14 protein-coding genes and 1 pseudogene are annotated in these 17,316 nt (G+C 41.3%); 8 read left to right on the top strand and 7 right to left on the bottom strand.

Annotation, left to right across the window (positions count from 1 at the left end; all coding sequences use genetic code 11):
- On the top strand, positions 1–793 hold a 793-nt coding region (locus IJT21_05440; GenBank protein MBQ7577691.1), incomplete at its 5' end, for a hypothetical protein.
- Positions 794–856: 63 nt separating this feature from the next.
- Positions 857–2,191: pseudogene (gudD, locus tag IJT21_05435) on the top strand (glucarate dehydratase).
- Positions 2,192–2,197: 6 nt separating this feature from the next.
- Here gudD and IJT21_05430 read toward each other — a convergent pair.
- A complete protein-coding gene (locus IJT21_05430; GenBank protein ID MBQ7577690.1) occupies positions 2,198–3,064 on the bottom strand; it encodes an amidohydrolase family protein in 867 nt (288 codons plus the stop codon).
- 77 nt (positions 3,065–3,141) lie between these two features.
- Positions 3,142–3,693, bottom strand: coding sequence for a DUF4234 domain-containing protein (locus tag IJT21_05425; protein ID MBQ7577689.1), 552 nt, complete (start codon positions 3,691–3,693; stop codon positions 3,142–3,144).
- An 890-nt stretch (positions 3,694–4,583) separates the two neighbouring features.
- Between IJT21_05425 and citD the strand changes: the two genes are divergently transcribed.
- The 6 genes from citD to nifU all read left to right on the top strand — a co-directional run bounded on the left by citD (position 4,584) and on the right by nifU (position 9,580).
- Positions 4,584–4,892, top strand: coding sequence for a citrate lyase acyl carrier protein (gene citD, locus IJT21_05420; GenBank protein MBQ7577688.1), 309 nt, complete (start codon positions 4,584–4,586; stop codon positions 4,890–4,892).
- The gene (locus IJT21_05415) at positions 4,892–5,809 is read left to right on the top strand and encodes an HpcH/HpaI aldolase/citrate lyase family protein (GenBank protein MBQ7577687.1); all 918 of its coding nucleotides are present in this window, start codon (positions 4,892–4,894) and stop codon (positions 5,807–5,809) included. Before citD ends, IJT21_05415 begins: the two co-directional genes overlap by 1 nt.
- A 2-nt stretch (positions 5,810–5,811) precedes the next feature.
- Complete coding sequence (gene citF, locus IJT21_05410) at positions 5,812–7,383, top strand: citrate lyase subunit alpha (protein MBQ7577686.1); 1,572 nt, start codon at positions 5,812–5,814, stop codon at positions 7,381–7,383.
- Between the two features lie 136 nt (positions 7,384–7,519).
- Positions 7,520–7,969 carry an Rrf2 family transcriptional regulator gene (locus IJT21_05405; GenBank protein ID MBQ7577685.1) on the top strand — a complete coding sequence of 150 codons (450 nt, stop codon included), beginning with the start codon at positions 7,520–7,522 and terminating at the stop codon, positions 7,967–7,969.
- Between the two features lie 12 nt (positions 7,970–7,981).
- Entirely contained in the window at positions 7,982–9,160 is a 1,179-nt protein-coding gene (nifS, locus tag IJT21_05400; protein MBQ7577684.1) for a cysteine desulfurase NifS, read from the top strand.
- A 3-nt stretch (positions 9,161–9,163) separates the two neighbouring features.
- Positions 9,164–9,580: a Fe-S cluster assembly scaffold protein NifU gene (nifU, locus tag IJT21_05395; GenBank protein ID MBQ7577683.1), complete on the top strand. Its 417-nt coding sequence runs from the start codon at positions 9,164–9,166 to the stop codon at positions 9,578–9,580.
- Positions 9,581–9,621: 41 nt separating this feature from the next.
- Here the strand turns inward: nifU and IJT21_05390 are convergent, their stop codons facing one another.
- The 5 genes from IJT21_05390 to IJT21_05370 form a co-directional block, all read right to left on the bottom strand.
- Complete coding sequence (locus IJT21_05390) at positions 9,622–11,073, bottom strand: trypsin-like peptidase domain-containing protein (protein MBQ7577682.1); 1,452 nt, start codon at positions 11,071–11,073, stop codon at positions 9,622–9,624.
- 30 nt (positions 11,074–11,103) lie between these two features.
- Positions 11,104–11,985: a triphosphoribosyl-dephospho-CoA synthase CitG gene (gene citG / locus IJT21_05385; protein ID MBQ7577681.1), complete on the bottom strand. Its 882-nt coding sequence runs from the start codon at positions 11,983–11,985 to the stop codon at positions 11,104–11,106.
- The gene (locus tag IJT21_05380) at positions 11,942–15,055 is read right to left on the bottom strand and encodes an efflux RND transporter permease subunit (protein ID MBQ7577680.1); all 3,114 of its coding nucleotides are present in this window, start codon (positions 15,053–15,055) and stop codon (positions 11,942–11,944) included. The genes citG and IJT21_05380 overlap by 44 nt, the downstream gene beginning before the upstream one ends.
- A gap of 6 nt (positions 15,056–15,061) precedes the next feature.
- The gene (locus IJT21_05375) at positions 15,062–16,168 is read right to left on the bottom strand and encodes an efflux RND transporter periplasmic adaptor subunit (GenBank protein ID MBQ7577679.1); all 1,107 of its coding nucleotides are present in this window, start codon (positions 16,166–16,168) and stop codon (positions 15,062–15,064) included.
- Positions 16,169–16,256: 88 nt separating this feature from the next.
- Complete coding sequence (locus tag IJT21_05370) at positions 16,257–17,168, bottom strand: hypothetical protein (GenBank protein ID MBQ7577678.1); 912 nt, start codon at positions 17,166–17,168, stop codon at positions 16,257–16,259.
- Positions 17,169–17,316 lie beyond the last annotated feature (148 nt).

The raw sequence follows: 17,316 nt of genomic DNA, 5'->3' as shown, positions 1-17,316 counted from the left end.
TCAAGAAATAGAGTCAGACTCACAGGAAGATTCGCAAGAGATTCAAGAAATTTTACAGAGTGAGTCAGAGTCAGCGCCGGAAATTAACGAGCCTCAAGAGTTAGAGTCAGACTCACAAGAAATTTTGCAAGAGATTCAAGAAATTTCACAGAGTGAGTCAGAGTCAGCAATTAACGAGCCTCAAGAAATAGAGTCAGACTCACAAGAAATTTTGCAAGAGATTCAAGAAATTTCACAGAGTGAGTCAGAGTCAGCAATTAACGAGCCTCAAGAAATAGAGTCAGACTCACAAGAAGATTCGCAGAATGAGTCAGAGTCAGACGAGCCAGACCCTACAGAAATTAAGCACATTGACCCGTCAATAAAATACGGCGGTGATAGCCCTGACTATGATTTTACGTCGGGAAAACGTTATGTCGACGCAATTTCTACTAAGACAGATTTTGACAGAATGCTTGAAGAATTAGCGTCAATCAGCAAAGACATCATCGAACACGAGGCGGACAGATTCGCGAAAAAATATACTGGAAAATTTCAGGGCGGATTTGACAAAGCTGAGGCCGACGCAAAAAAATATGATGCATTCTTAGGCGGTTATATCACAAATGCTGCAATGATTCTTTATGATCGCGGACATAGAGAGGTCGCTATTTCAAAACTTGAGGAGACACGCAAAATTTTAGAGGCCCGCAAGAAACTCGAAGACGAGACAGCAGCAATGAAAGCACGAGTCGAGGAAGAAGACGCAGTTGTTGATTTGTCTGACATTCTCGGATTATTCGGGGACGGTTAAATGATATAATGAGCGTATCTCACATTTTTTAAAATTTTATATTTAGGGAGGCACTATTATTCAATGACTGCTATACCTGTTATAACAAAAATGGACGTTTACCCCGTTGCAGGTCATGACTGTATGGAATTAAATTTAAGCGGTGCTCATGCTCCGTTTTTCACGCGAAATGTAGTAATTCTTGAGGATTCTTCCGGCCAAATCGGTGCTGGTGAAGTCCCCGGCGGTCAGAAAATTACAAAGGCTCTCGAAGATGTCAAACATTTAGTAATCGGCACTAGAATCGCTGACTACAAGAATACTTTGAATCAAATCCGCAAGTGGCTCGACGAAAATATCAAAGACGATGTGCGCGGCCTTCAAACTTTTGATTTACGTACGGGAGTTCATGTTGTTACGGCGGTTGAAGCTCCTTTGCTTGATTTGATGGGGAAATTTTTAGACGTTCCTGCAGCTGCTTTAATGGGCGACGGAATCCAGCGCGAAAGAGTTAGATTCTTGAGTTATTTATTCTTCATCGGTGATCGCAAAAAAACTGACCTGCCCTACGAAGAAGAATCAGACTCGCCTTGTGATTGGTATAGACTCAGGCACGAAGAAGCATTAACGCCAGAAAAAATTGTAGCACTCGCAAAAGCAACTCACGAGAAATACGGATTTGAAGATTTCAAGCTAAAGGGTGGAGTCTTGAAGCCGCGCGAAGAGTTAAAAGCTGTTCAGGCCATAAAAAAGGCGTTCCCGAATGCAAGAGTCGATTTAGATCCAAATGGCTGCTGGAGTCTGAAAGAAGCATTAGAGATCGCGCCAGAATTAAAATAATGTCTTGCATATTGTGAGGATCCCGTCGGAGCAGAATCAGGTTTTAGCGGTCGTGAGGTAATGGCCGAGTTTAGAAAAGCTGCGATGATGCCGACTGCTACGAACATGATTAATACTGACTGGCGGCAGATGTGCCACGCTTTGACTCTTCAAGCTGTAGATATTCCGTTAGCAGATCCTCATTTTTGGACGATGAACGGTTCTGTTAGAGTCGGGCAGTTATGCGCGGATTTTGGCTTGATGTGGGGCTGTCATAGCAATAACCATTTTGATATTTCGCTTGCAATGGTCGTGCAGTGTGCAGCAGCGATTCCCGGAAAAATGAACGGAATCGATACTCACTGGATTTGGCAGGAAGGCCGCGAGAGACTCACTGTTGAACCAATGCAGATTATCGGCGGTTGTATTGATCTCCCGAAGAAGCCCGGACTCGGAGTCGATGTCGATATGTCGCAGATTAAGAAAGCTAATGAACTTTATTTCAAGCATGGACTCGGCGCACGTGATGACTCAATCGGAATGCAGTATTTAATACCGGGCTGGAAATTTGACAACAAGAAGCCTTGTCTAGTGAGATAAAAAATTTTATTCCCTCTGTGATGATTCAATTGCAGGGGGATTTATTAATTTTGCGGCGTTGAAATATTTTATTTGCGCTAAATCATTCATATTCAGACTTGACTCGCTAAACATTTTCTCGTATCTCGATGAGCCTAAAATCGGGTAATCGCTGCCCATCAAGAATTTATTTATCAGTCCGGCTGATTTAATCGCGTCAAGAATCTTAGAATCATACAAATACGGCATTGCAGCAATATCATAATAAACATTTCGCAAAATTTTTCTTACTTCCGGCATTAGTTCATAAAGCCATAATCCCCCGCCTAAATGCGCAAAAATTGTCGTGATTTCCGGATTGTTCACGCAGAAATTATAAGCGTCCTTAACTGATGTCTTGCCTTTGCCCGCGTAATCATGTCCGACAGGTTCTGCAATATGCCATAACACAAAAAAATTTGCTTCCCTTAATGCACCAGTTAAATGTGAAGTCTCGTTATTGTCCGAAATATTAATATTTTGTCCGTCGGGAAAAAGTTCGCCCGCGCCTATAAGCCCTGAGTCAGCACATCGCAAAATTTCACGTTCTGACTCGTTATTATTGGGAGGAATGACGCAAAGTCCGCTTAATTTGTCAGGAAATTTTTTCACGCACTCAATAACGTAATCATTGCAGATTTTGCACAGTCCCATATCACGAAAAGCGAACCCGAATATAACTGCATGTGTAATATTATCGTGTGTCATGCGTGTTAATAAGTCGTCGAGAGTTGCCCATTTATGTACACGATTATGAATTAATGCGTCAAAATAAGGCTCGTGCGCTGAAATTTTCTCGCAATTTTTTATTATTTCCGGCGGATAAATATGAACGTGAGAGTCTATAGTTTTCATAAATAATTGACGGCATTGACATAGACATCAAAATTTTATATTTTTTGCGTGTTATGACGATGCCGATTTTATAATAATCACACTTCAGGCGCAAATAATTCGGCCTTGATCATCTTGTTAATTTGTGTCTGCAAATAAATTGTCCCGAAGAAGAATAATAATACACCCGACGGAGCTACTAATATTATGGCAGTTGCTTTATCAACATATTTAGAGGCATAAAGGCGCAGAATTTTTCTGATCTGGAAGACTAGATAAATGTAGAATCCCCACAAAGCAAGAGCTAATACGCCGTACAATTCTGAATCAGATAAATCAGAGAATACAAGCGCAAGATTTGCAACGCTCAACACGATATAACCCCAAAAAGAAATATCAGAAATTTTTATGTCAGGAGTCAAATTATTGAGCGCATTTTTTCTCGTGCATAACCAGTAAATATTATATATCCCCAAAGTAATGCAGCTTAAGAGCACAACTAATGCGCCGGATACATATTTCATTTTTGCGTGAGGTTCAGAATTTTTCTTAATGTTATTTGCTGCTGATTCTGTTATGCAGCTGGCTCCGCAATAAGGGCATATATCCTCGCCGGGCTTCAATGGTGCGCCGCAATGTTTGCAATTCATAATATAGACCTCCTAAAAAATTTTTTGAGCAGATATAATATAGCAGAAAATTTTTATTTTATGAAATATATAGCAATACACTTTAAACTTTTTCGTGTTCGCACTACTTCTTCAGTCCGGGCGGGTGGGTGGGCAGAACGAACGTATTCGCACGATAAATTAATTGCATAAGATCTGAATTATATTATTAAAGTCTTTCGGAAATGTGCATTTGTAATTACGGGCTGGGAAAAACGAGTCGCACACAGATAACAAATTTTTTATAAATATTCAAGTTTTTAGCTCAGCAAAAATATTTTGTCATATCTTTCCGAGAATGTTTATTAAAGTCTTTCGGCAATGTGCATTTGTAATTATGGGCTGGGGAAAACGAGTCGCACACAGATAACAAATTTTTTATAAATATTCAAGTTTTTAGCTCAGCAAAAATATTTTGTCATATCTTTCTGAAAATGTTTATTAAAGTCTTTCGGAAACATGCATTTATGATTACGGGGGAAAAACGAGTCGCACACAGATAACAAATTTTTTATAAATATTCAAGTTTTTAGCTCAACAAAAATATTTTGTCATATTTTTCCGAGAATGTTTATTAATAAATCACGCAAATATTTTCATGCAGGTAAAAAATTTTTTCTCACACATAAACGCACATGACAAGCAAAATTAAATCATAAAATTGTATTAGCAAAAGTATTAGTAAAATTTATTTTTTCGCGCGAAATTTTTTATCGGGAAGTTATATAAATTATTATATTCAAGTCAGAAAATGTCAAGCTCACTAAATGCGTTAAAATTCTTAATGCCTGATAAATTACACTGTGATAGAATTAACTCAAATATTTCCATAATAAATAAATATTAAGCTCTTGCAGGAGGTGTTTGTTCAAATGGAGTTAAAAGCGGTTGGCACTGCCGGAACTCTTGAGTCCAGCGACGTAATGATAACGCTAGAACCCAGAGACAGCGGCGGAATTGATTTAACCCTTGAAAGCTCTGTAATTAACCAGTACGGCAGGCAAATAAAAGCTGAGGTACTGGCTTCACTGGAAAGACTCGGCGTGAAAAACGCAAAAGTAATCGTCAACGATCACGGCGCATTAGACTGCACGATTAAAGCTCGCGTTGAGTGCGCATTTTATCGCGGGTGCCAGTGCGACATGGACGGCCGATTTGATTGGGGAGGTGTAATAAGATAATGAGTATTCCAAGACCAAAGCCGGAAAAATTTAGACTTCGCCGCACTATGATGTTCATGAATGCACAGAAGCCCGGATTAATTAAGGACGCTTACATTTACGGAGCAGACTCGATTATGCTCGACCTTGAAGACGCTGTTGCAGAAAATCAGAAGGATTCTGCGAGATTTTCACTTTATCACGCGTTAAAGTCTATTGATTACGGCGATACAGAAGTAATTGTCAGAATTAACGGACTCGATACTCCACACTGGAAAGAAGATATTAGAGTCTGTGTTGCGGGAGGCTGCGACGGAATAAGAATCGCAAAAACTGAGTCAGCTAATGACGTTAAGACAGTTGATGCAGCAGTTACAGAGGCGGAAAAAGAATTTGGAGTCGAAGTCGGGCGCACACTTTTAATGGCAGCTCTTGAGAGTCCTAAAGGTGTATTAAATGCTTATGAGATCTGCACAGCTTCACCCAGACTCTTCGGCGTTGCATTATCGGGCGGAGATTACCGCAAATGTATGCAGGTTAAAGTAATTCCCGGCGGAATCGAAATGCTTGCGGCTCGCGGTCATATGTTAATGGCTGCACGTGCGGCGGGGATTCAATGCTTTGATACGGTCTTCACTAACATTAACGATGATGAAGGCTTTAGAGCTGAAGTCAAACAAAATGTAGAAATGGGCTTTGACGGAAAATCGCTCGTTAATCCGCGTCAAATTCCGATTGTACATGAAATGTTAGCTCCATCACAGAAGGACATTGCAGAGGCCGAGAAAATAGTGCGCGCTTATCGTGAACATGCAGCCGAGGGAGTCGGAGTCTTCACGATCGAGGGCGGTAAAATGATAGACATCGCTTTTGTGCCGGGTGCTGAAAGAGTTATCAGACTCGCAAAAGCCAGCGGAATTTATGAGGGGGATCTTTAAAGATGAAAAAAGCAGTTGGAAGAGAGATACCCGCAGAAGCATTAGCAGTAGAATTAAAGAACGGACGCAAATATGAACCATATCAGGGCAAAGGTTATCGCGATGGTCAATACATCAAGAAGGCCGGCCCTACAAGCAAAATTTACGAGAAACCGCAAGAAAGCAAATTACTTCCTTCGATTCGTGATGCAGTAATCGCAACGGGACTCAAAGACGGAATGACAGTATCTTTCCACCACCATTTTAGAGACGGCGATTATATAGTAAATATGGTCATGAAAGAAATTGTCGATTTAGGCATTAAGGATATTACGATTGCTGCGTCAAGTTTGGGCAGTGCTCATGATCCTATTGCAGATTATATCGAACAGGGAATCGTTACGGGCATTCAGACATCAGGAATACGCGGCAGAATGGGTGATGTTGTCTCACACGGAAAATTGAAGACTCCTGCGATTTTGCGTTCTCACGGCGGAAGAGTCAGAGCAGTTGAAGAAGGCGACGTTCATATTGACGTAGCTTTTATCGGTGCTCCGACTTCAGACGAATACGGCAACGCGCGCGCACTTGGCGGAAAAAGTGATTGCGGTGTGTTATCTTATGCAGTACCGGACTCAGAATACGCTGACAAAGTTGTAGTTATTACAGATACTCTTGTTCCTTATCCGAATTTCCCTCCCAGCATTCACGGTGTAAATGTTGATTACGTCGTAAAAGTTGATGAGATCGGCAACCCGAAAAAAATTGCGTCTGCAGCAGCAAGAATGACTCAGAATCCCCGCGATTTAATGATGGCAGAGAATACCGCAAAAGTTATCGCAGCCTGCCCATGGTTCAAAGAAGGATTTTCTTTCCAGACAGGTGCGGGAGGACCTTCACTCGCTGTTAATAGATTCCTTGAGCCTCTCATGGACGCAAAGGGCATAAAAATGGCGTGGGCTATCGGAGGAATTACCGGGCCGATTTGTGAGCTTCAGAGAAAAGGCAAAGTCGGACAAATTATTGACGTTCAAGATTTCGACGTTGCAGCAATTGAAGACATCCGCACGAATCCAAATCATCACGAAATGACAGCCAGCGAATATGCAAACCCTGCGAACAAAGGCGCATTTGTGAATAAACTTGATTTCGTCGTTCTTGCAGCACTTGAGGTCGATATTGATTTCAACGTCAATGTTATTACGGGCTCTGATGGCGTTTTACGCGGTGCACCCGGCGGACATCCTGACACGGCGGCGGGCGCAAAATGCTGCGTTATTGTTACTCCTTTGACGCGCGGAAGAATGGCCACGATCTGCGAGAAAGTTGTTACAGTTACGACCCCCGGTGATTGTGTTGACGTTGTTGTAACAGATTACGGAACAGCAGTTAACCCGAATAGACCTGACATTATAGAAGCTCTTGACAAGGCCGGAATTAAGCACGTACCCATTAAAGAACTTCAGGAGAAAGCATATTCACTCGTAGGCAGACCCGATGACTTACAGTGGAAAGATAAAGTTGTAGCAATTCTTGAAGCACGCGACGGGACAATTTTAGACGTTGTGCGCGAGATTAAGCCCTATGAGGTTTAACGGGTAAAAAAATTTTTTGCTCTCTCGTTTATGATAGCGGGGGAGCTTTTTTGCTGATTCTGAATCTTGATAAAATAAATCTGGTATGTTATTCTTTGCGCGATTTGAATTTAATAACGAAAAGAGATATGAGTCAGTGAAACTATCAACTACAGTGCGCTACGGTCTTCGGGCGATGTCGGATTTATGCGTTAGAGAAAATGAGTCGCCGCTTTGTGTAAATGATATTGCAGAAAGTCAAAATATTCCTGTTGCATTCTTAGAGCAATTACTCGGTAAATTACGGCGGGGAAGACTCCTTGACAGTGTAAGAGGTGCTCAGGGAGGCTATAAACTTGCAAGAGACGCGCGGGAAATTACGATTTCTGACATTCTTAGAGCATTGGGCGAGTCGGTAATTTGGGGAGAATGCCAGACAGAAAAAGGCTGCGAAAATGTTTTAACCTGTCCGACGTTTAATTTATGGAGGCGTGTAAAATTGGCTGTTGATAATATTCTAAGCAGCACGACACTTCATGACATAGCGAACGAAGAAATTTGCACTGACCCTGAACGCGAGAAAGCATTAAGGAGGCATAAATCATAAATGTTTGTCTATATGGATCACACAGCTACAACGCCCGTTAGTCCTGAAGTATTAAGCGCAATGATGCCTTATTTCAGTGAAAATTTTGGGAATCCTTCAAGCGTTTATTCATTTTCCCGCAAGACAAGAGCAGCAATCGAACACGCGCGCGAACAAGTTGCAAAGGCTTTGAACGCTGATACGTCAGAAATTTTTTTCACGGGATCAGGCACAGAGGCTGACAATTGGGCGTTAAAGGGTACTCTTGAGAAAGCAAAATTACTCGGCAAGAATCATTTAATCACGACAAAAATCGAACATCACGCAATTTTACACACTGCCGAATATTTGAGCAAACTTCACGGCGTTGACGTTACATATTTAAATGTCGATTCAGAAGGTTTTATTAATCTCGATGAACTCAAAGCAGCTATCACCGACAAAACCGCGCTGGTTTCTATAATGTTCGCAAATAATGAAGTCGGTACGATCGAGCCGGTTCAGGAAATTGGAGCAATCTGCCGCGAGAAAAAAATACCCTTCCACACCGACGCAGTGCAGGCCGCAGCACATTTGAATATCGATGTAAAAGCTATGAATATCGACATGCTTTCAATGTCAGCACACAAAATGTATGGGCCCAAAGGTGTAGGAGCTTTATATTTGCGTAAGGGCTTGAGACCTGAGAACTTTATACACGGAGGCGCACAGGAACGCAGGCACAGAGCAAGCACGGAAAATATTGCTGGCATAGTCGGTTTTGGTGAGGCTATGGAAATTCTTAAATCACGACTCGACGAGGACAAGAAAATTAATTCTGCCAGACGTGATAAATTAATCGCCGGCATTCTCGAACGCATACCGCACGCAAAATTAAACGGTGCAACAGGCGATAAAAGACTCCCGAATAATATAAATTTCAGCTTTATTGGTGTAGAAGGCGAGACACTTTTATTGGACCTCGACTCGCGCGGAATTTCTGCATCAACCGGAAGCGCGTGCAGCTCTGAAAGTCTTGATCCTTCACACGTTTTATTAGCTCTGGGACTCAAACACGAAATGGCGCATGGTTCATTAAGATTCACGATCGGAAGACTCACGACTGATGAACATATAAATTATTTGCTTGACGTTCTGCCGGAAATTGTAGCAAAGCGCCGTGAAATGTCCCCGTTATGGGAAGATTATTTAAAACAGTTAGGAGAGAAATAAATAATGGCGTTAGATTATAGTCAAAAAGTTATGGATCACTTCATGAATCCCCGCAACGTAGGAGAAATTGCGAATGCTGACGGAATCGGCGAGGCTGGTAACCCTAAATGCGGCGACATCATGAAAATTTATTTGAAGGTCAACCCCGACACGCAGATAATAGAAGACGTGAAATTCAAGACTTTCGGTTGTGCAAGTGCTATAGCGTCATCAAGCATGGCTACGGAAATGATTAAGGGACGCACTATCGAAGACGCATGGAACTTGACAAATAACGCGGTTGCAGAAGCTCTTGACGGTCTGCCGCCCATAAAGATGCACTGTTCAGTCTTGGCCGAAGAAGCTATACACGAGGCATTAAATAATTATCGCGCTAAACATGGAATGGAAATTATACCAATTGAACATCACGAGGAATAAAATTTTTTCCCCTGACTCATGATAAAGCCGGGGGAAATTTTTTATAACGGTGAAAATATTATTAGAATCGTATTAATTTCGCTATTTTGAGTGAGCAGAATCCCAAGCCCTGAGTCAGCCCACATGCAAATAAAATTGTCGTCATCGTCATAACCTCGTCTGACCGGTGAGCCGTAAAGATTCGTTAATTCGCGTGTAAGATTATTTCTGACATTGTTTATATTACGGTTATTAGTTTGGTGAGCCAGCATGACACCCGACAATTTATAATTATTGAATGAGTAACAGATTTTAACGTCAATATTAGCATTGAAGGCCTGATAAAATTTTTTCGTATAGAATAACACATCTGAGTCATCAAGCGGTTCAAGTTCTGCATTAATTGCCCTCTCAACGCTCGAAAAACTTGCGCCCCATCGGAGTCCCTGAAAGCCCCGCGAATTTGGCAAGGAGACATTATTATTATTGCGTCTTGCTGTTCGTTGAGGCCGTGAAATATTATTATTCTGTGCATTCTTGAAGAAATTATTTAACAGAGTCGGGGCAACTGCAAAATTTAGATTCTGTCCGTCTGTCCTGTATTGAGTCGGCATTCCTACGACTTGACCCTGTAAATTAATTAACGCTCCTCCGCTTGAACCCGGCGAAATCGGCGCAGTAAATTGCACCCATTTATTATTTTCTCTGAACGCTGAAATAATACCGTTTGAGACAGTGCCGTCATAGCCTCTTGGGTTACCTATTGCGATTACTGCCTCGCCTTGACGCGGTAAAACTGGGCTTATATGCAAAAAAGGTGTTGCGCTCCTTGATTCTATTGCGATTAATGCCATATCATTTTCTGAGTCGTAGTCTTTGACTCGTGCATTAAATTTTTTGCCGTCTCTTGTTGTAACTCTTATGCGTTCTGCATTGCTTACTACGTGAAAATTTGTGAGAATATCGCCTTTAGCACTCACGAAAAATCCGCTGCCCTTTGCGTTATCAGTCTCTATTAACACTATTGAAGGCATGACTCTTTCGACTAAGTCAGCATAATTTGCCGGTGCTTGCGGCGGTTTAGGTGCTTGATTCTGATTCTGAGTCATTCGTCTTAGCTGTTCAAGTTCACGCATAATTTGTGAATACTCATTTGAATTATTTGACGGAGTTGGAGTCTGATTATTATATTTATAGAACAAAAACGCGCTTACGGCAAAGCATAAAATTATAACGAGGCTTGACACAAAAGCGAGTTTCCAGAATAAATTATTATTTCCTGATTTATTGTTAGAGCCGTAAATTTGTGAGTGAACATCAAGCAAAAAATTATATGCCTCATGAAGATTTTTGCGCATATGAAGTGCTTTGACGTGTTCGGGCGAGTCGGGCGAAAATTTTGCAGGGTCATAGAGTTTTAATTTGCTGTTATAGTTGCGATTTATTTCATCGAGATTCAAATCGTCGTCATCGGGTGAAATATTCAAGTACATGCAAGCGTCATCGAGATTCATAATTTAATAGCTGCCTCTTTTCGTGTGAGATCAGCTAATTATATCAAGTTCATACAAATAATAAGTAACCGCTAATAAATCACCAGATCCGCCAGGGCTTATATTGCAGCGTATAAAATTTCTATCAAGCTCTATAATCGAGTCAATGTCTGTGCCGTTCTCTAAAATTTTCGCTGCCTCGTTCATAACCTTTTTTGCAATATTTAAATCATGGCGGGAAATTATATTTGTGTCATGGGCAAACGCTATTAAGTGAATCAAAGTTTTTGCAAGCGAGTCATTAAGATTTTCACCTTCAGCAAGATATTTTCTCAACGCAGGCAGCGCAATATTTTTCACGGATTCATAACCTGACTCAGCCTCGCCCCTTATGCCTGTAATGCCGTAATCGATAAAAATTTTTTCGCCCTTAGTGAGTGAGTCGCGCGGTTTATTTCGTGCCTGTGCAAAATCTTTATCGCACAATCCTTCGCAAATTTGGCCGGCAAGAGTCATAACTGAATCAGAATTTATCTGCGCGTTCATTCCTGCAAGATAACCGGCTGAAGCACTCAAGACTCCCAGTGAAAAAATTTCGCCCTTGTGAGTATTAATCCCTTGAGTCGCTCTAAACATTTCATTTTCTGCAATAACGCCTATTTTTCGCAATTCCGGAAATAACAAAACGGGTGATAAATTTTTCTGACCTGCTTTAATGCCCGACTCCGCAAATTCTTCAAAGCATGAACGCAGACCCGCAGCACTCTTCATAAAAGTAAAGAAGCCCATATCTCTATGAGCTCCCGAATTATTTCTATCTACTAGACCAGGTTTAGGAGTAACTGACACTTCTATTAACATCGCTTCAAGTGCCAGCGTTCCTAAAATTTTACTCGTCATCGTCGTCGTCGTCTTCGTCATCATCAGAGTCAATGATATTTTTTCCTCTGATTCTCGCCCATAAATGACGAATCTGCCACACACATTTATAAGCAGCAGGAATCGACAACATCGCGAGCATACCTCCGGCGATAAGTCCTCCTATAGCAACTACTGCGATCGGGCGTTTCATTTCTGAGCCTCTGCCTGTTGACAATAACGGAACTAATGACACAACCGATGTAACAACGGCCATTAACAGCGATTTAAATCTAACGTGGCAGGCTTCCTCGACCGCTTTATATGGATTTGTACCGCTGCGCCTCAAGACTTCCGCATAATCAACAACGACAATTGCATTATTTACGACCATTCCGACAAGCATAATCATGCCGATTAACGCGAAAATCGAGATATTGACTCCTGATATTAACATTGCAGGAACGACCCCGATTGCAGCCATTGGAACAGTCGCAAGAATTACAACACTATAAATCCAGCTCTCAAGAATAGCAGCTACTACTAAATACGTTACGACAATTGCAATAACTAACGTGCGTAATAATTCCGTGAAGTTCTCGGCCATGTCTTCCTGTTCACCGCCGAAATTTACGCTTACGCCTTCAGGAAGAGTCATACTGTCGACTACTTGACGCATTAAAGCATTTCCCTCACCTGCTGTGATGTAACGCACACGACCGGTAACAACTACAGCCCTTTGACGTTCAACACGCCTAATTTCAGTAGGTGAGTCGCTCCATGAAATATTACTCATTTCATCAAGAGGAACAAGCCCGTAACTTGTCATGATTGGCAGTTCGTGAGCGTTAAAAATGTCGCTGGCCTTATCTCGCGCGATTCTTGCTTTGATGTCGTACTCGTAACCGCCTTGACGGAATTTCCCCGCGTCCCTGCCGATTAAGTAACCTCGTACAATGCTGGCCAAGTCTGCAATATTTAAGCCCAATGGAGACAAACGCCACCTGATAGGAGCAACTTGTAATTCAGGCTTTCCCATTTCCATCTCAATTTTTAGGTCTCTGACTCCGGGAACTTTACGGCCTCGAGATCTGATTTCTTCTGCGATTGTGTAAAGCTGATTCAAGTCCTCGCCCTTAATTTGTATTTCTATGGGATTGCCGAATCCTGAACGAGTCGCCGCGATAGAGACATCAACCCCCGGCAAAGTTTCAAGCCACGGACGAATTTTGTCTGCTAAATCTTCAGTTGAAGGCCTGTGCGGGTCGTCATTGAGATATAATGCGATTTGTGCCTCGCTGATTGATTGACTCCTCATTGAGCTTGCAACGGTCGAGACAACGTTTTTAATATATTTTCTGTCGGGAATCGTGTTAATGTAATCTTCAACTTTGTAAATTACTTCTGATGTGCGCTGAATTGATGAATTATTGTCAAGCGTCAGAGTTATTCTTACTGTGCCGTCATCGGTTGAGGGCGTAAACTGAGTCCCAAGAAAACCGCCTAATTTCAGAGATCCATACGTCGCTAAAATCGTGAATAAAACTGTAGTAAACGGGAATCTCATAGCAGCGTGCAGAATCATAAAGAATAAATCTCTGAATCCGTCAAATATCCAGTTCCACCAGCCTGTTAAAATTTTTCCGATTAACGGCAGTTCGGCAGAGTCCCCTTTCTGCTTCTTGATTCTTGCTGCTAAACACGGAGTAACGGCCATTGTTACCCATAATGAGAAAGCTGTAGCATAAACAATCGTAACTGCATAGGGCTTCAAAAATTGTCCTGCTATCGTGCTCATTAAGGCAACAGGCATAAAGACTCCTAAGTTCGTCAAGACTCCTGCAAGAACTGACATAGAAATTTCGACGGTGCCTTCTTCCGCAGCCTCAAAAGGTTCATAGCCCATATCACGGAATCTATAAATATTCTGAATGATTAATATAGCGTTCATTACGAGCGTACCCATTGAAAGCGCAAGACCGAGAGTACTCATTAAATTTAACGTGTAGCCATGAACTTGTAACGGGACAAACGTAGCAGCAAAAGCAACAGGCATTGAGAACGCTACTATAAATGTTGCTGAAAATCTGCCCAGGAATAAATATATAACAAGTGCCGTTAATGCGATTCCTATAGCTGTATCACGAATGATATTTTTGACGGCTGACTCAACGAATCCCGTATCATCATAAGTGTATTCATATTTGAAGTCGGGAAAATCGCGCATTGTTCGAGTCATCAAGCGTTTAATTTGCCGTCCTGCCTCGACAACATCAGCATTTGAACGCGGACTTATTCTCAACTGCACAACAGGCTTCCCATCTGCACGCGCCATACTTCTTTGATCTGTTTCACCGTCGACAACTGTTCCCAGCATTGACAATCTAACCGGCTGGCCATTACTTGCAGGAATTAATATATCTTCTAATTGTTCGACCTCGTTAAATTCTCCCATTAATCGTAATGAGACCTCGTCTTTTTTTTGCGTGATATAACCTGAGGGCGTTGTTTGATTATTTGCTGCTACAACATTGCAGACCTGCATATAACTTATACCGTAATCGCTCAAAGCAGAAGGATCTAAATTTATATGAATTTCTCTATCACGGCCGCCGCTAACGTCAACACGTCCGACCCCTTCAACTCTTGCGACAACGGGTTTAATTCTGTCATCGATAATTTTCTTTGCTGTCTTCTCCGGCATATCAGACGTAAACGAAATAATCAAGAAGGGTTGTGCGCTAATATCAAATTTGCTTGCGATAGGTTCGTCTGCGTCGTCGGGTAAATCTGGAATCTTTGCTTTGACCTTATTATTTACGTCAACAAGTGCTAAATCGGGATTAGTGCCTGACTCCATTTCTACAGCGACCATTGATACGCCTTCAATAGAATATGTAGTAATCGAGTGCAAATTTTCCAAGTCTGCAAGTGCGTCTTCAAGAGGTTTGCTAATTAACTGCTCGATTTCGTTAGGGCCTGCTCCTGTATAAGTCGTTCGCACAAGGACAAAGGGCAGCTCTACATCAGGATAAAGCGTAACACCAAGCGTGAAATAACTTGATATTCCCAGCAAAATCCATATAACAACAGAACACCCAGTAAAAACCGGGTGTGTGATACAAAAACGTATAAATCCTCTCATGAAATACTAGCCCTCGTTAGAATTGTTCTTGTTGTATTCGGCCAAGTCGACTGTGTTAATTATTGTAGCTCCGTCATAAAGTACTCTGTTCCCGCTTGTGATTAAATTTTCGCCTGGTTTAAGTCCTGAAGTGATTATTACTCTTCCTTCGCGTCCGTCTCCTGTAGTAACTGCTCTGAGTCGTGCTGTGCTGCCGTCTGCTATGTAAACAGATTGAGTCGTCCCTCGATAAAGCACAACGCTTGAAGGAATTACTACAACATTTTTCTGACTGCTGACCATAAAGCGGCCTTCTACATAAGTTCCCGGCAAAATCCCGGAATTTTCCGGCAGACCTACAACAACAGGATATAAACCTGATCCCGTCTGAGCTTCAGGGCTGATTCTTTTAACGCGTCCGATATGCTTTACTCCGTCAACGTAAATTTCAACGGGAGTGCTCTTATTAATTTTTGTGATGTCCTTCTTAGAGACCATTAATTCAGCTTCCATTTCTTTAGGGTCAACTATTGATAATAACACTGCTCCGGCCTCTGCGACTTCTCCGGGCTCGACTCTTCTTGCTGCGACAATGCCGTTAATGCTTGCTTTAAGTGCTGTGCGCTGTAGTGTTGACTGTGAAGATCTTAAAGCTGCCTCGGCTGATTTGAGTCTCGAATAAGCTGCGTCTACTTCACTTTGCGAGATACCGCCCTTTTTGTGTAACTGCCTGAGTCTCTCATAATTTAATTTTGCTTCGTCATAAGCTGTCTTGCCTGATTGAACCTGCGCGCCTCTTGCTGCTGCCTGAAGAGTTATTACAGTTTGACCTGCTTTAACTGGGCTTCCTACGTCTACAGTTACAGTTTTTACTATTTCGCGTTCAAATGTCGTTATATTTTGTGTGTGTGCGCTTTTTGCTTGGCCGTAATAGCTCCGCCAAGTGTTCCAATCTGATGTTGTAATTGTCTCCGTGTCGACCGGATAAACTGTTACGGTTTGAGTCTCTAATGAACGTAAATTTGCTTCAGCCTGTGCAAGTTTTGCGCGTACCTGAGTGCTCACAAGAAAACCTACTCCGGCCAAAGCTAATATCCATAAAAGAATTCTTATTCTAGTAAAAAATTTCAGCATTAAGTTAATCACCTCATGTAATAATTGTGAGACTGCATTATAACATAGTGATTAATATCATATCAGTATGAAAAAATTGTGAATCAAATCATATATGTCTAAATAAAATCATATCCCTCAATGTAAGGATGTCTATCCAACGGCGTTTAAGAGTGTGAAATATAAAACGGTGTGCAGCAAGATATATTTTTATCAGAGGGATTCTTATAATCGGTGCGGAAATAAAGCTGAACTTTTTAGTTTTCTTGTTCTCTGCTCCAATTTTTTCCATGCGCATACCCTCTTTAAATTCATTAACGGTGAAAATTTTTGATTTATCTGTCATTGCTATTTTTATATCAAACGGTATGATCCAGTTATCAGGATAAACGTACGAAGGAGAAAGGACTCGAATATTATGTCCTTCAAGTATATATTTATTATATTGTGACTCATCGTGCCATAAAGCAATTTTTCTGTTAGCAAAATCTTTATTTATGCGTGCTGCAAGTATTTCTGACATTTTCATAAATTTATCGGTATGTCCGCAAAAAAGACTTCCCATCATGTAACGTCCTTTTACGTTATAGGGTATATAGGCCGTTGACTTTCTGTCGCGCTCATAAGTTAAATATCTTGATTTTGTCTCATAGAAAGCAGGATGAAGCACGGAAGTAAGCTCTTGATGTTCGTCCGGCAAAAATTCATCTTCTGTGATAATCTGCTGACATCGTAAATTAGAATTTGCGAACATTAAATAATCATTGTTCTCAATTTCATGTCTGAACTTCAAGAAATAATGAAATCTCAGCAAAGTAATTAACGGCCACGGCTGATGGTCAATGTAAAAGACTTTCACGCGCTCGCACTCCGGTATAGTTTCGGGCTTATTTGTGAAGACGTAATAATTTTTTGTTGTGTCGGGTAAAAATTTCTCGTCAAATGTCTTGTGAAAATCTTCCCAGAATAAACAATATTGTTCAGTGCATATATAAAGAATGCCTATACTTTTTTTGCTCATGCAAGAATCTCCTAAAATGTTATGTAATTAATCAGCATTATAACACGCTGAAATTAAGAAATTATTAAATTTTGCAGCATATATAAATCTGTGCTATTGACAGTTAAAATTTATATTGACTCTGTTATAATCGTGATAAAACTTAGCA

The sequence above is a fragment of the Synergistaceae bacterium genome (assembly GCA_017443945.1).
GTDB lineage: Bacteria > Synergistota > Synergistia > Synergistales > Aminobacteriaceae > JAFUXM01.
The sequence above is the reverse complement of the archived record's forward strand: the minus strand, read 5'-3'. Positions and strand labels throughout refer to the sequence as shown.

Bases quoted from the DNA above. Each gene is read 5' to 3' on its own strand.
- IJT21_05430 (MBQ7577690.1), bottom strand. From the start codon at position 3,064: ATGAAAACTATAGACTCTCACGTTCATATTTATCCGCCGGAAATAATA.
- citF (MBQ7577686.1), top strand. From the start codon at position 5,812: ATGAAAAAAGCAGTTGGAAGAGAGATACCCGCAGAAGCATTAGCAGTA.
- IJT21_05380 (MBQ7577680.1), bottom strand. From the start codon at position 15,055: ATGAGAGGATTTATACGTTTTTGTATCACACACCCGGTTTTTACTGGG.
- citD (MBQ7577688.1), top strand. From the start codon at position 4,584: ATGGAGTTAAAAGCGGTTGGCACTGCCGGAACTCTTGAGTCCAGCGAC.
- IJT21_05370 (MBQ7577678.1), bottom strand. From the start codon at position 17,168: ATGAGCAAAAAAAGTATAGGCATTCTTTATATATGCACTGAACAATAT.
- nifS (MBQ7577684.1), top strand. From the start codon at position 7,982: ATGGATCACACAGCTACAACGCCCGTTAGTCCTGAAGTATTAAGCGCA.
- IJT21_05390 (MBQ7577682.1), bottom strand. From the start codon at position 11,073: ATGAATCTCGATGACGCTTGCATGTACTTGAATATTTCACCCGATGAC.
- IJT21_05425 (MBQ7577689.1), bottom strand. From the start codon at position 3,693: ATGAATTGCAAACATTGCGGCGCACCATTGAAGCCCGGCGAGGATATA.
- IJT21_05415 (MBQ7577687.1), top strand. From the start codon at position 4,892: ATGAGTATTCCAAGACCAAAGCCGGAAAAATTTAGACTTCGCCGCACT.
- IJT21_05375 (MBQ7577679.1), bottom strand. From the start codon at position 16,168: ATGCTGAAATTTTTTACTAGAATAAGAATTCTTTTATGGATATTAGCT.
- nifU (MBQ7577683.1), top strand. From the start codon at position 9,164: ATGGCGTTAGATTATAGTCAAAAAGTTATGGATCACTTCATGAATCCC.